The sequence below is a fragment of the Ligilactobacillus sp. ESL1201 genome (assembly GCF_058503265.1).
This window is the reverse complement of record NZ_CP196362.1, coordinates 1,783,196-1,798,673: the sequence shown is the minus strand read 5'-3', so window position 1 is coordinate 1,798,673 and position 15,478 is coordinate 1,783,196. Positions and strand designations below refer to the sequence as shown.

The following is a 15,478-nucleotide window of genomic DNA, read 5'->3' as shown; positions in this document are numbered from 1 at the left end:
AAATGAAAACGCAATCAATAAGAAAATAAAACGATTTTTAATTGACTTGTTGTTTTTTTTGAGCTACGATGTAATCGGTTTTAAGTATACTAATATATCAATGATTAATTAACAAGTGATAGCAGTCACAAAAGTAGTGAAGTATTTTTGTGATTTTTTCGTTAAATGCTGAGGAGGAAATTTTACATGACCTTATTAAACAAAGATTTTTTATTAACGAACGAACCGAGTAAGAAATTATTTCATGAACATGCCGCTAAGATGCCGATCATCGATTTTCATTGCCATTTAGACCCTAAGGAAATTTATGAAAATAGAAATTACGCTAACTTAACTAGGATCTGGATCAACGATGGTAGCGTGGGTGATCACTATAAGTGGCGGCAAATGCGTGCCAATGGTGTACCCGAAGAACTGATCACTGGTGACGGTGATGATTACGACAAAATGGTCGCATGGGCTAAAACGATTGAAAAAGCAATCGGTAATCCCTTGTACGAGTGGACTCATTTGGAACTACAGCGTTTCTTTGGCATCACCGAGCCTTTGACCAGCAAGAGCGTGCGGCGGATCTGGGATAAAGCTAATCAGGATCTGGCTACCCCGGACTTTAAACCGCGCAGTCTGATCAAAAATTCCAATGTCAAAGTGGTATGTACTACCGACGATCCCGCTTCTGACCTACATTATCATGAATTGATCGCACAAGATGAGCAGGAAAATGGTTTTAAAGTATTACCTGCAATGCGTCCTGACAAGGTGTTAGCAGTTGCTGCTGATTCATACGGTGAGTATTTACATACACTGGGTGAGGCAGCAGGTGTAGATATTCATGATTTTGCTAGTTTGGCAGCTGCTTTAGAACAGCGGTTTGCATTTTTCTCCGAACATGGTGGTAAATTATCAGATCACGGCTTGAATACTTTCCATTTCGTTAAGGTAGATGAAAAGCAACTGGATGAGATCATCGCTAAGGGAATTAACAACGAAAAGCTAACGCCACATGACGTTGACGCCTATACAACGGGTGTGGTTGAGGAATTAATGCGGCTGAACAAGAAGTTTGACTGGACGATGCAGTTCCACATTAATGCCTTACGTAACCCTAACCGGCCGATGTTTGCTAAAATCGGTGCCGATTCTGGTTTTGATTCGATGGGTACGCAAGCCGATATTGCGGCCCATATGATGAATTTATTATCAGATATGCAAAATGAAGATGGCATTCCTAAAACTATCTTGTATTCGTTGAATCCTAATGACTGGATGCAATTAGCAACGGGAATGGGAGCCTTTTATGAAGGTGGCACGCAAAAAATGCAGCTTGGTTGTGCTTGGTGGTTTAACGATACTCGTGAAGGGATGACTAATCAACTGACTATTATGGCACAACAGAGTTTGTTGGCTAATTTTGTGGGGATGTTGACCGATTCTCGTAGCTTCTTGTCGTACCCACGGCATGAATATTTCCGGCGGGTATTGTGCAATCTGATTGGCGAATGGGTGCAACGTGGCCAAGTACCAGATGATTATGACTACTTGGGACAGATCGTCGAGGACATTTCATACAATAACGCTAAAAATTATTTTGGCTTTTTAAACTAGTGGCTGATATTTAAGGGAGTGATATTTTGACAGATAATAGTTCTGATACTAATCAAAAAACGTTAAGCTTTAACGGCGAACCTTTTAACATTAAAGATAAAATAGGTTACATGTTTGGTGATATTGGTAACAATTTTTCGTTTAACGTTGTCAATTCATTTTTAATGATCTTTTTCACCAACGTGCTGGGTTTATCTGGCGCGATAGTCGGTGTTTTGTTCGTGATCGCGCGGTTTGTCGATGCGTTTACGGATATCATAGTTGGTAGGTTGGTCGATAACAGTAAGTTGCACAAAGACGGACGTTTCAAACCATGGATTCGCAGGATGCAATACCCGTTATTGATCGCATTTGTTTTACTATTTATTCCGTACGTGAAAAACTTTTCTTTGTCTATGAGGATTGTTTACGTTTTTGTAATTTACCTTTGCTGGGGAATTTTTTATTCGACCGTTAACATTCCTTACGGCTCTATGGCTTCAGCAATCAGCGCTGATCCTAATAACAAAACTTCTCTTTCTACTTTCCGTTCCGTTGGTTCGGCGTTGGGAAGTGCGATAACTAGTTATATTATTCCGCTATTTATTTACGTTGGTTCTTCTCAAGTAATTTCGGGAAATAGATTTTTAACTGTCGTATTTGTCTGCGCAATTTTGGCATACATTTGCTATGAATTAACGACTCATTTGACTACAGAAAGAATTCGGACCGAAAAATCCGAAAAGGTACCGTTGAAGAGTTTGTTTATCGGTTTGATAAAAAATAAAGCGCTAATTATTTTAGTCATAGTTGATTTGATCGTTGTGGTCAATCAGAATTTATCGGGAACTTTGCTATCGTACCTATTCAATGATTATTTTATGAATAAAACCGGGATGTCGATCTCTTTGATCTTTAACTTTGCTACCGTGATTTTGTTAGCACCGTTTGGAACTTGGATGACCAAAAAATTTGGGAGAAAGGAAAGCTCGGTCGTAGCCTTCTTTATCGGTGCTATTTTGTACGGCACTTTGTTTGTTACCCATACTCATAATATGTACTTCTTCTTGACGTTGCAGTTTTTTGGTAGTTTAGGTGCTGGGGTGTTCAATTTAATGGTCTGGGCCTTCATTACCGACGTGATCGATGACCATGAAGTATTGACTGGCACTCGTGAAGACGGGGTCGTTTATGGGGTAAATTCCTTTGCCCGGAAGTTAGCCCAGGCGATTGCCGGTGGCTTTGGCGGCTTTATGCTGACCGCTATCGGATACGTTTCTTCAACTACTGGTGGTAATCAGCAAACCACCCAAGTTGTAAACAGTATCTACCACTTAGCAACGGGCGTTCCGACAGTTACTTTGGCTTTGGCTGGGATTATCTTGTTGTTACTTTACCCGTTAAATAAAGATAGAGTTAACAAGAATGCTGCTGTCTTAGGTGAACGCCATCAATCAGTAGAAGATAAAGATTAGTCGTTGGTGTTTTTGTTTTAAAGGAGATAATTGAATGCGTGAAAATGAAACTGCTTCTTTATATAGCCATGAATTTTGGACGGCCACTTCCGGTGACCTCAAACAGAAACGAACACAACTTAAGACACCTGCTTTGACTGCGGATATTAAGGATGCTATTAAAGTGGTGATCGATCCGACATTAAAAAAGCAAGATTGGATCGGCGTGGGTGCGGCTATCACGGATTCGACCGCTTATCTGTTATGGAAAGTCATGGACAGTGATCAAAGAAGCAAGATCTTACACGAATTGTTTGCTCCTGATCAGGGTGGTTTTTCCGTGATTCGTTTGCCGCTAGGTTCTTGTGATTTTTCCAGTCAGGAATATTATACCTACGACGACCTTCCGTTTGGAGAACACGATAATGATTTGGCTAAATTTTCGGTTGGTACGGGCACGCCCGGTGCTGCTGATGCAACTAAGGATTTGAAATACATCATTCCCGTTGTGCAAGAAATTTTGCGGATCAATCCGGCAGTCAAGGTGATTTCTTCTCCGTGGTCGGCACCAGCTTGGATGAAAAATACGGGTCACTTGGCGTTTGGCGGGCACTTGCGTTTTGGCGAGTATACGGGTAATGGCTATGAGCAGCACCGAGATACGTTTGAAGCGGTGTACGCTAATTACTTTGTCAAATATATAGCAGAGTATCAGAAATACGGGATCCCAATCTATGGGGTAACGGTACAAAATGAACCCTCGAATGCCGCCCATTGGCCTGCAATGATCTGGACATTAAGTCAACAGGCGGAATTTGCGAGTCAGTATTTGCGTTATGCTTTAGACCGCAGTTTTCCTGCTACCCGGATCTTTATTAACGACGATAGTTTACATGCTTTGACTAAACCAATCAGTGAGCAGGTAACGGCGCAACAAGCTGCTAATATCTCGGGGTTAGCCTTACACACGTATCAGGTACCATATACTAATTTATTTAACGCCAACCGTCAATTTTCTCACTGGAAGATGGCGATGACTGAACGCAGGTGTATGATGCTGGAAACTCCTGAAGACGCCTCACACATTATGTTTGGTACGATCGGTAATTTTCTCGTTAGAAATGGATTGAGCATGATCACTCTTTGGAATTTAGCATTAGACGAGCGCGGTTTACCTAACGCGGCTGATTCTACTGGACGGCGTGGAGTGATCACTATTGACCACCACACTGGAAAAGTGAAGCGTAATTTGGAATATTACATGCTAAGGAACTTCGGGCAAGACGTCAGTTTGGGTGCTAAATTGATCGAGTCATCTAATTATACCGTCGATGGTGTTAACGGTAGTTTGGGTTCAGTAGCGTTTTTGGGCACCGATGGTTCAATTGCAGCTCAATTGTATAACCCGACGGGACAGCCACTTAAGGTCGCCGTAACGATCAACGGCATGGGTGAGCAGTGGCAAGTCGTCGAAGTTCCGGCGTGGGGAACGGTAACGGTGAAAAAGGCCGCACATGCACTTAACACTACGGCCGCTTGTGCTGACGATGATTTTCCGTTAGATCCAACACCAGCTAATAATTATTAGGCAAAAGTGAAAGGATGTTAGGTAGTAAGTGAAGAAAAGTAGTAAAGTGTTAGACGTCAAAAAGTGTGGTTCCTTTTTTGCGGTTCAAACTGACGGCGCGCAATTTCAAATCTATTTTTTAGATCAAAATATTATTCGGATCCGTAGTACATTTGCGCAGAAATTTGCGCCGGAATTATCTTACGCGTTGGTCAAAACTGCGTGGGATGATCAGGCGGATGACCTGCTAAGCGATGAACGAACTAAAGTCGAGCCGGTAGCCGCAAAGCTGCAAAAAGAAGGCCCTGATTACATTATTAGTGGTCCTAAATATGATTTGTTTATTCAAAGCGATCCATTCGTATTTAGGATCAGCGACAAAAAAGGTGAGATCTTACACGAAGACTTAGCTAAGCGTTCGTTTATGCAAGACGGACTGGGAAGAAGTTATCATTATTCCAAAATGGGAGACGATAATTACTTTTACGGTTTTGGTGAGAAGTCGGGCAAGTTGAATAAATACAAGCGGCGGATGAGGATGCATAATACCGACTCTTTGGGGTGGGACGCGACGCAAACCGACCCGCTGTATAAAATGATCCCATTTTATATCGATTTTAACGGTAAAACTAATATTGTTTCGGGCATATTTTATAATAATTCGTATGATTCGGTCTTTGACATGGACGCCGAGCACAGTAATTACTGGAAGAGATACAGTTACTTCCAAACCGATGGTGGAGATATCGACTTCTTCTTTATTGGTGGCCCGACTATTGCCGACGTGGTAGAACACTATACAGATCTGACTGGCAAAACTGCGCTGGCACCGATGACGTCTTTGGGCTACATGGGTTCGACGATGTATTACACGGAATTAGACGAACATGCTGATGATGCAATCTTAGGGTTTGTCGATACCTGCAAGAAATATGAGATTCCCTGTGACGGTTTCTTTTTATCATCCGGCTATACTTCCGGGGAACAAGACGGTAAAAGGTACGTTTTTAACTGGAACAAAAAAAGGTTCCCTGATCCGGAGAAATTTGTGAGCGAACTGAAAAAACGGGGTGTGTTGTTATCACCGAATATCAAACCTGGAATGCTGTTGACTAATCCAGCAGATGACGATTTTTTGCAAGGTGATGCGTACGTCAAAATGCCTGATGGTAAACCGGCCGTTGATCAATTCTGGGGTGGCCCTGCTTATTTTGTCGATTTCACCAGTGAAGCGGGCAGGCAGCAGTGGAAAAAACACGTGATCGACTCTTTACTTTCCAAGGGAATCACTGCTATTTGGAACGATAATAACGAGTATGAATTAAATGACGATCAGGCAATTGCTTTTGCCGAGGGCAATCACTTACCAATTAACGCGGTCAAACCTTACATGTCAACTTTGATGGCCAAAGTGGCCAGACAAGCGTTTCATGAAAGTGCCCCTAATATTAGGCCGTACGTGACTAACCGCGCGGGTTTCGCGGGGATCCAAAGGTACGCGCAGACTTGGGCGGGAGATAACCGTACTAGTTGGAAGAACTTAAAATACAACGTGCCGACGATTTTAGGAATGGGATTATCAGGAGTTGCCAATCAAGGTTGCGATATTGGTGGTTTTGACGGCCCGGCTCCAGAACCGGAGCTATTCGTTCGGTGGGTGCAAAACGGGATCTTTCAACCACGTTTTTCGATCCATTCTTCCAACACTGACAATACGGTGACGGAACCATGGATGTATAAAAAGTATGTACCTTACATTAGCGCTGCCATTAAATTGCGTTACCAGCTGGTCCCGTATTTTTATTCGCTGCTACACGAAGCGGCGGTCAAGGGTTCACCGCTGATGCGTCCGTTGGTTTATGAATTTCAAAATGATCCTAACGTGTACGAAGAAAGTTTTGAATTTATGCTAGGGCCATCTTTGTTGGTTGCTAATGTGTTAGAAAAGGGAGTAACGGAAAAAGAAATTTACCTGCCGCAGGGAACGAATTGGTTTGATTTGGCAGAACAAAAATACTACGCTGGCGGACAAACGATCACCAAAGAAGTAACGCTAGCAAGTATTCCAATGTTTTTACGTGCTGGAGCGATCATTCCTGAGAGTCCGGGGCTGACCAATATTCATAACCAGCCAATTGAAAAATTACAGTTGGTGGTAGAGCCTTCGGTTAAGAGCCGTTTTTCTTTGTATGAAGATGATGGGGTGACTAATGACTATCAAAATGGAGTTAGCTTGAGTACGGACATTACCGTGACGCCTGCTGACGATGGTGTTAGCATCGCAATGCAGCGGCAAGGTACATTTCATAGTCGAGTTAAGGCGCTGGAAGTCAAAGTGATCTGTCCGCAAGTGGCTCCGGCTCAAATCGTGGTCGCTGGAAAACAGTTAACTCATTACCTGAACGAAGAACAGTTTACTCAGACCGATAATGGTTGGTTTTATGATGGTCAAAGTAAAATGGCGTTGATTAAATATCAGCAAGTAAATAAAAAAGACTACCAAATTGAACTGAATTTCAAAGTCAAAGATTTAATATCCATTTAGTTTTTATGAATGGTAATCATTGATTTTGTTAGTTGAACTGAGTTTTACTAGGCGAAGGAGTAGGATAAATTCTTATTTCTTCGCTTTTTAAGTAAACATTAATTGGGGAGGAATTGATGGAGACAAAATATGATTTAACTAATGGTAGTCCGTTAAAAAAGTTACTACTATTTTCCTTACCGATCATCGGTGGTTCTTTATTACAACAACTGTATAATTTAGTGGATACGGTTTTGGTAGCCCATTTTGTGGGAGTTACTGGTGTAGCTGCGATTGGTATCTATTATCCGTTGAATTTTTTGATATTGGGATCTTTACAATCTTGCTGCTTAGGTTTTTGTATTCCGCTGGCGCAAAGTATTGGTGAAAAAGATCAAAGTCAAAGTAAGTCTTACCTATTCAACAACGCAATTTTGTGCTTAATGCTAGCGGTAATTTTGACACCACTTTTACTATTTTTGTGTACTAAAATTTTAATGTTGCTGCGGACGCCAAGTACAATTATGCCAATTGCGTACTCGTTTGTGTGGGTTTCTTTTTTGGGATTACCAGCTAATATTTTGTATAATTTTGCCGCTAATGTGGTTAGATCATACGGTGATGCGCGTCATCCGCTATATTTTCTGATCATTTCATTGGTATTAAATATCATTTTAGACTTAATTTTAATGGGTAAATTTAATTTCGGAATAGCAGGGGCAGCTTGGGCAACTTTATTAAGTGAACTATTTAGTGGAGTATTATGTGTTTCTTGGTTATTTTATTCGTTAAAAATTAGGGTTAAGTTATCTACTAAAATCATTAATTTTATGCATATGAAAGAAATGTTGCTGATTGGGATCCCGATGGCGATCGAATATAGTTTTTCGGCTCTGGGAGCTTTGATTATGCAGGTGGCTATCAATTCTTTGGGAACGGATATTATTGCGGCTCAAGCGGGAGCTGAAAAAGTTCGTCAGTTATTTACGTTACCCATGGAAAGTGTTGGAGCGGCCATGGCAACTTATGTAGCCCAAAATTATGGCGCGGGTCAAATCGTACGAGTAAAAAAAGGAGTTATACAGGGATCATGGATTCAGATTAGTTACTCGTTATTAGCCTTGTTGGTGATTTTAGTTTTGCACCGTCCATTGTTGGTAGCTGTGTTGGGCAGTACACAAAATAAAATCTTGACTCTAGCCACACAATACTTATTAACAATTAGTTTTTTCTTTATTTTACACGGTTTATTGATGATCATGAGGTACACTTTGCAGGGATTAGGGCATAGTTTATTAGCGATCCTTTCAGGGGTAGGTGAACTGTTAGGACGAGTTGTTGGAGCGCTAGGAGCCCTAACAGTTTTGGGTTATACGGCTATCTGTTTTTCTAATCCGTTAGCTTGGCTGCTAGCTTTGATTTATTGTATGGTGATGCTCAAATTAGTTTTCTCGCGCTTGAAAACGAGTCTTACTTAAAATTGAGAAGGTAGGTCAGAATTAAGGATAGTTTTAATTTTTTATCAAGGAAGGTGAAAACATGGTGACGATCGATCATTTATTAGTCAATCTCAAGGAATTTTGTTTTTCCGTGGGACAAACTCCTCGATTTAGTTGGCGTATTAATGGAACAAGTTTTCAAACAGAATTTCATTTGGTAATCGCTACTAGTAAGCAAAATTTGCAAGAAAATAAGTATTTCTTTGATTCAGGCTGGATTAAAACGGAGCAGAGTACAGCTGTTGAAATACCGGAATTGAATAATCTGGAGCCGGGAATGCTTTATTTTTGGAGTGTTCAAATCAAAGATCAAAATGAAATAATTAGTGAGTTTGCTATGGCACAAATGTTTATTACGGAATTTACTCAAGATACCATGACTGATGTTAGGGAAATTTGGGCTCCTGCAATAGATACCATTACGGGACAGTTACCCGCATTGGGAAATATAGTTTTTCTAAGGAGTCCACACTTCAAAGTTAATATTCAAGCTGGCGAGCGGGTAATAATTACTGCGCTTGCTCGAGGAAACGAAAAAACTTTGTCGCAGTCATTTGATATTTTTCTGAACGGTCGAAGTAGTGGCTGCGGCTCGGCACGCCCGCGCCCTAATTATCATGGTTCGGGGAAAACACAAATTTTTTATAATTCGTATGATGTTACGGATAAAATAGAAGATGATAATGTTATTTCAGTTAAAGCTACGGCAGCGGGCGCCAAAAGGGCTTTTTATCTGTTTGTTACCGTTTATCGCAGTACCGGTAGTATCAAACGAATTTTAGCTACAGATAAAAATTGGAAAGCATTGGATGCTACTAGTGCCTACGGTGATTTTAACTCTAAGATCCGGAGCTTATATTTTGAAATGCCCGCGGAAAATGTGGATATGAGGTTTTATCCTCAAGGCTGGCAACAAATTAATTTTGACGATAATTATTGGCGACCGGCAGTTGTTAATAATTTACCGCTCATTGACTTGAAAACGGAGATACTTGCTGCTTATCCTGCGGAAAATAGTTACCGTTTTGCGGTGGAAGCGCAACGGCTTACTAGGATAGCAGCTAATGACATTGTAGTTGATTTAGGGCGAGAAATAATAGGCAGCCTGAAAGTGTCATTAAAGAGTACAGTACAACAAGAAGTTATCGTTTATTGTGGGGAACAGTTAAATGCTGATGGGACGGTGCGACACCATTTAGCTTGTGGTCCAGATTATGTCGAAAAGTGGACTTTGGTTAAGGGCGAAAATCATTTTGCAACGCTGCAAATGAAAAATTTCAGGTACGTTGAGCTTAAAGGCTTTGTGGGCCAGATCGCAGCAGAAGATATTCAAGGATGGCATCTGCGACAACCATTTATCGAAGATGAAGGAATGTTTGTTTCGGATAACGAATTACTTAATCGAGAATACGAGCTGTCCAAATATACCATCGAAGCTACTAATCAAGACGTATATGTTGATTCTCAGGCCCGGGAACGCTTGCCTTATGAGGGGGACTTACTAGTTAATGCTAATACGAGTTATAGTGTTTCGTCACACTATGCATTAGCGCGCCACTCTATCGACTGGTTGTTAGATAATCCTACTTGGCCCGAAGACTACAAATTATTTAACGTGGAGATGGCATGGACGGATTATATGTATACGGGGGATTTATCTCTATTCCAGGAACGTTATCAAGTTTTAAAGAAAAAATTTTTACGAGGGCCTAGTGGTACGGATAACTTCGATCCACGAGTAGGTTTGGTTTCTGGAATTGGTTTGGTTGATTGGCCGGTTAGGGAAAGGGATGGATTCGTGGAGGGAAAGTATAATACGCCATTTAATGCTATTTATGTTGGTGTTTACCAGATAATGGCTCGCATTGCGTCTGTACTCAACTACAAAAAAGACGCACACTTTTACCAAACGCGTTCCAATATAATTCGTAATACTTTAGTTTCAAAACTGTATGACGACCAGCAAGGAAGGTTTTTTGATTCAATAAATGCTGATGGCTCGCTTAATCGTCATTGCTCTCACCATTCTTCCGCTTATGCCTTGTGCTACCAAGTTGATGTTAATCAGGAAATGGCAGATCAGTTGAGTGAGTTTGTTGCTAACAATGGCAAATTTATAGGTAGCATTTATTTTAGTTATTTTATTTTAAGGGGCTTGATCAATTCAGGCCATGCTGAAAAAGCCTTGGACTTGTTAACCGCTCCGGATGATGCCGTCAATCAAAAGACGTTTGCCGCAGTTTTAAATAATTTGCAGGCAACGATCACACCGGAAGCTTGGAGTAATTACTATAAACCAAATTTGACTCTGTCCCATCCGTGGGGAGCGGTACCTGGATTAACTCTTATTCAGGGAGTTTTAGGGGTTCAACCTAGAACAGCGGGATTTGGTACATTTAACATTAATTTACATCCGGGTGATTTGAAAATGATTCACGCTAAGGTACCGACACCTAAGGGAATTATTACATTAGATTATCAAGTTAACCAACAGATAATACTTAAGATCAATGTTCCGCCTAATACTCAAGGGCAACTTAGTGTTCCTGTTGCTCGAGTTAAGGTAACAGGTACCGCAAAGATGGTAAGTGAGCAAAAGATATGGCTAACTCCTGGTGATGCTATTATTGTTGGTGTCGTTGATCAATAGTTGTTTGTAATTCATCAAAAACTTGATCGGCAGTAATGCCAAAGTATTGTGCTGTTAGCATGTACAAACATTCTGTGATGGCCAGTTGGGAAGTCATCGACAAAAATGCCTTGGAGTACAGGCTAGGTTTTTTGGAAATGGAAAAGAAACAAACGGCGCCGTAATTAGTAAGCGGCGATTTAGGGGTACTGGTGATCACGATCACTGGTACCCCTTGTTTGTGCAGGGTGCGTGCGAGCAGCAGCGTGTCTTGGTCGTTTCCGGTATGAGAAATTACGAGCGCGCAGTCTTTTTTAGTCAGCTTGGCAGCTTGCATTAACGATAAATGATATTCTGAATTGTACAAAACGGGTAGCGGGATCCGCAAAAAACGGTGATAAGCGTCGAGGGCAACGATGTTGGAGCCACCCATGCCAAAGAAAGCCAGACTGTGAGCGTGGACCAGCAGATCACGGGCTTTGACCAGTGCGTTTTGCTCGAGCAAAGAAAACGTTGCTTGGAGCGTTTCAATGTTGGCGGCCAGTACTTTTTGGGCAACGCTTGTCGGAGTATCAGTAGGTGTGATCTGAGCGCCAACTTTATGATCTAACTGACTTTGTTGGTTCAACGCCCACTTGAACTGGGAAAAGTTACTGTAACCCATCTCTTTGGCAAAACGAGAAACGGTGGCACTTGAAACGCCACTATTGTTCGCTAGTTGAGTCAAGGTTTGGCTGGTGATTTTTTGCGGGTGGGCGTTGATGTAACGGGCGAGTCGCTGACTGCTGGCGCCCATTTGCGGGTATTCGTGTTTGATCCGTTCACTGATTAAGCTTTCCATGTTGTGCTCCTTTGGTTAATAAATTCATGCTTGCAATGTTACTGGGATAAATTATAATATAAATGTAAAAGTAAGTCACTATTTTAGTTATTTTGATGATTGTTTTTTTCATAAAAGAAAGGAGATGAGGTAGTAGTGCAATGTGTGCTCGGCATAGACATCGGTACTACTAGCACTAAAGCCGTGTTGTACGAACAACGAGGACGGATCATTGCCCAAACGAGTCAGGGTTACCCGATGGAACGAGACGCTAGTGGCAAGGCTCAGGAAGATCAGGAACTGATTTTGACGGCCGTAGTCGCGGTGTTAAAAGAAATGATGACTAAAGTTGCTCCCAGTGAGTTACAGTGTGTTTCTTTTTCCAGCGCTAATCAGAGTTTGATAGCGCTGGACCGAAATTATCATCCACTGACTAAGGTGTTGACCTGGGCCGATACGCGGGCTGTAGATGTTGCCGCCGCTTTAAAACGGACAGCAAGAGGCCATGAAATTTACGCTAAAACGGGGACTCCGTTGCACCCGATGTCGTTACTGTGTAAGATCTTATGGCTCAAAAAGAAACGTCCGGCGATCTACCGGCAGGCTGCTTATTATTGCGGCATCAAAGAGTATGTTTGTTACCGCTTATTTGGCAAGTGGCAGATGGATGTTTCGGTTGCCAGTGGAACCGGGTTATACAATATCTTCGATTTACGGTGGGACCCGGAATTATTGCAATTAGCGGGAATTAGCGCCGAACAGTTACCCCCAGTTGTCGATGCATACACGCAGTTTAGCGGGTTAAAAGAGCAGTACGTGCGAGAAACAGGCTGTCCAGCGACGATGACATTTGTTCAGGGGGCCTTTGATGGTGCACTGGCCAATGTCGGTGTGGCGGCGCTGGAAAAAACGACGGTTGCAGTCACGATCGGAACTTCGGGTGCCGTGCGGGTAATGACGACTCAGCCGGTGATCGATCCGGCGGAACGCATCTTTTGTTATGCGCTTGATTACCACCATTTTGTGGTCGGAGCTCCGGTCAATAACGGCGGCGTGGTGCTAAAGTGGGCGCGCGATAATTTATTGGAATCCGAGAAAAGTACCGCTAAATTACTGCAAGTCGATCCTTACGAATTATTGACTCGGATCGCGGCAACCGTGCCGGCTGGTGCCGCCGGATTGATATTTCATCCCTACTTGGGTGGTGAAAGGGCGCCACTATGGGATGCAAACGCGCGTGGTTCGTTTTTTGGACTGACGCAGTTGCATACTAGAGCACACATGGTGCGCGCGGTTCTCGAAGGGATCGTTTATAATTTAGCGGCGGTCTTAACGGCACTAGAACAGGTAGTTGGTACTCCGGAAAAAATTATGGCGGCCGGCGGTTTTGCGCGTTCGCAATTTTGGTGCCAGCTGTTGGCAGATATTTTCGCTAAGCCCGTCATGATCCCCCAGGCTTTTGAAGCCTCTTGTTTGGGTGCGGCAGTTGTGGGGATGAAGGCCGTGGAAATGAGTGCGGATTTGAACGTTGCGTGCGAATTACTGGGCCCGACGCAAAATTATCAACCACACCCCCAAAGCGTGGCAGTTTACCAAGAATTACTGCCCCTATACAATAGTTTGACACAACAATTAGCACCGGAATACGAAAAAATCGCGCGTTTTCAGCACGAACACGCGCAGTTAACTCAGAAAGGTGAATGATAAAAATGCAATTAGGCTTAATTGGTTTAGGTAAAATGGGAATTAATTTATTGCAAAATATGTTAGATCACAACGTTGAAGTGACGGCATTTGACGTTAATGAAGAAGCACGCAAAAAGGCCGCAGCTGTCGGTGCTAAAACCGCTGCAGACCTGGCACAGTTAGTAGCTGCTTTGCCACAGCCGCGTTTGTTGTGGGTGATGGTACCAGCAGGAGACCCAACCGATTCGACGATCACTGCGTTGGCCGATTTGCTGGCAGCAGATGACATCGTGATCGACGGCGGCAATTCTTACTACCGTGATTCGTTACGGCACTCCGCTAAATTAACGGCTAAAAAAATCAATTTCTTAGATTCCGGCACATCGGGTGGCATGTCTGGTGCTCGTAACGGCGGTAATTTTATGATCGGCGGCCCTAAAGAAGTATTTGCTAAAGTCGAACCGCTATTTCAAAAGATTGCGGCGCCGGACGGCTATTTGTATACCGGAGAAGTTGGCTCGGGTCACTTTTTGAAAATGGTACATAACGGGATCGAATACGGCATGATGCAAGCAATTGGCGAGGGCTTTGAAGTTTTGCAAAAAAGCCAGTTTGATTACAATAACGAAGCGGTCGCTAAGGTGTGGAATCACGGCTCGGTAGTGCGGGGCTGGTTGATGGAATTAGCACAGGCTGCTTTTAGTAAGGACGCCAATTTGGACGAGGTCAAGGGTGTGATGCATTCTTCCGGCGAGGGTGCTTGGACGGTAGAAGAAGCAATCAAATTGCACGTGCCGACGCCGGTGATCAGCAGTGCATTGATGATGCGTTACCGTTCGGAAGAAGACGACACGATGACGGGTAAGGTAGTATCCGAATTACGTAACGGTTTTGGCGGCCACGCGATGGACCCGAAAAAATAAAGATGCGAAAAACAAACTGCGGAACAGACCGGTTAGTAGGTGAGCACTAACCTAGCTGCAAATAAAACCTGAACTTGGTTTTACTTTGAAGCGTAGTTAGGCACAACCTGCTGCTTGGTGGAGCGCAATTATGAAAGCTGTGGAAGCTGGTGATTAGTCGCTGAGGATTAACCTAGCAAGACGGCCGAGTTGAACTGGACTTGGTTGGATTGCGTAGTTAAACGTAAGCGGCTGCGTAACCAAGCTTGACGAACGCGATTAAATCTATTATTTACGGAAAATAAAAAAAGGACTGGAACAATTTTTGTTCCAGTCCTTTTGCTATTCTCTGATGGGTGGCCAGGGGTTCGAACCCTGGACCCACGGATTAAGAGTCCGTTGCTCTGCCAGCTGAGCTAGCCACCCGTAACACTAACGATAAATATCATAGCAGTAATTAACTCAAAGTGCAAGTTTTTTTTAAAGAAAAATTTGTTATTCGGTTTGTATCGATCTGTCTGGTTATTTTTTGCAAAATTATGTATAAAAATTCGATTTATCTGTTGATTAATGCAATAAAATGCATTATGATAAGTTCATTAAAAATATTAGAGAGAAGGCTAATGATGATCAAAACGAAAAAATTATTAGCGTGGCTGGCTACGACGGGAACGCTGATCGTGCCGGGACAAACGTTTGGCGTGGAGCATGCGTTTAGGATGGGCCATGCTTTTGAAGAACAAAGGTTGCACCAAGATCTTGAATTATTGGCACAGTTCGCTCAGCAACTGAGTTAGTTATTAATGAAAGGAA

Annotated in this window: 10 protein-coding genes and 1 tRNA gene; 9 read left to right on the top strand and 2 right to left on the bottom strand. The window is 42.6% G+C overall.

Going from position 1 to position 15,478, the window contains the following annotated elements:
• The first annotated feature begins 186 nt into the window (after positions 1-186).
• From uxaC to ACSYSK_RS08710, 6 genes are all read left to right on the top strand, one after another.
• On the top strand, positions 187-1,605 hold the full coding sequence (uxaC, locus tag ACSYSK_RS08735) for a glucuronate isomerase (protein WP_491714750.1): 1,419 nt from the start codon (positions 187-189) through the stop codon (positions 1,603-1,605).
• Between the two features lie 26 nt (positions 1,606-1,631).
• Positions 1,632-3,059, top strand: coding sequence for an MFS transporter (locus ACSYSK_RS08730; protein WP_491714749.1), 1,428 nt, complete (start codon positions 1,632-1,634; stop codon positions 3,057-3,059).
• Positions 3,060-3,093: 34 nt separating this feature from the next.
• Entirely contained in the window at positions 3,094-4,626 is a 1,533-nt protein-coding gene (locus ACSYSK_RS08725; protein ID WP_491714748.1) for a glycoside hydrolase family 30 protein, read from the top strand.
• Between the two features lie 28 nt (positions 4,627-4,654).
• Positions 4,655-7,150 carry a glycoside hydrolase family 31 protein gene (locus tag ACSYSK_RS08720; RefSeq protein ID WP_491714747.1) on the top strand — a complete coding sequence of 832 codons (2,496 nt, stop codon included), beginning with the start codon at positions 4,655-4,657 and terminating at the stop codon, positions 7,148-7,150.
• A 116-nt stretch (positions 7,151-7,266) separates the two neighbouring features.
• On the top strand, positions 7,267-8,607 hold the full coding sequence (locus tag ACSYSK_RS08715; protein WP_491714746.1) for an MATE family efflux transporter: 1,341 nt from the start codon (positions 7,267-7,269) through the stop codon (positions 8,605-8,607).
• Positions 8,608-8,668: 61 nt separating this feature from the next.
• On the top strand, positions 8,669-11,278 hold the full coding sequence (locus ACSYSK_RS08710) for a family 78 glycoside hydrolase catalytic domain (RefSeq protein WP_491714745.1): 2,610 nt from the start codon (positions 8,669-8,671) through the stop codon (positions 11,276-11,278).
• Here ACSYSK_RS08710 and ACSYSK_RS08705 read toward each other — a convergent pair.
• Positions 11,253-12,098, bottom strand: coding sequence for a MurR/RpiR family transcriptional regulator (locus ACSYSK_RS08705; RefSeq protein ID WP_491714744.1), 846 nt, complete (start codon positions 12,096-12,098; stop codon positions 11,253-11,255). The genes ACSYSK_RS08710 and ACSYSK_RS08705 overlap by 26 nt on opposite strands.
• A 135-nt stretch (positions 12,099-12,233) precedes the next feature.
• Between ACSYSK_RS08705 and ACSYSK_RS08700 the strand changes: the two genes are divergently transcribed.
• Both ACSYSK_RS08700 and gnd read left to right on the top strand, forming a co-directional pair.
• Complete coding sequence (locus ACSYSK_RS08700; RefSeq protein ID WP_491714743.1) at positions 12,234-13,781, top strand: gluconokinase; 1,548 nt, start codon at positions 12,234-12,236, stop codon at positions 13,779-13,781.
• Between the two features lie 5 nt (positions 13,782-13,786).
• A complete protein-coding gene (gnd, locus tag ACSYSK_RS08695) occupies positions 13,787-14,686 on the top strand; it encodes a phosphogluconate dehydrogenase (NAD(+)-dependent, decarboxylating) (RefSeq protein ID WP_491714742.1) in 900 nt (299 codons plus the stop codon).
• 332 nt (positions 14,687-15,018) lie between these two features.
• On the opposite strand, the gene ACSYSK_RS08690 is transcribed toward gnd, so the two are convergent.
• Positions 15,019-15,091: transfer RNA gene (locus ACSYSK_RS08690), tRNA-Lys, on the bottom strand.
• A gap of 197 nt (positions 15,092-15,288) precedes the next feature.
• Between ACSYSK_RS08690 and ACSYSK_RS08685 the strand changes: the two genes are divergently transcribed.
• Entirely contained in the window at positions 15,289-15,462 is a 174-nt protein-coding gene (locus ACSYSK_RS08685; protein ID WP_491714741.1) for a hypothetical protein, read from the top strand.
• Positions 15,463-15,478: the final 16 nt, after the last annotated feature.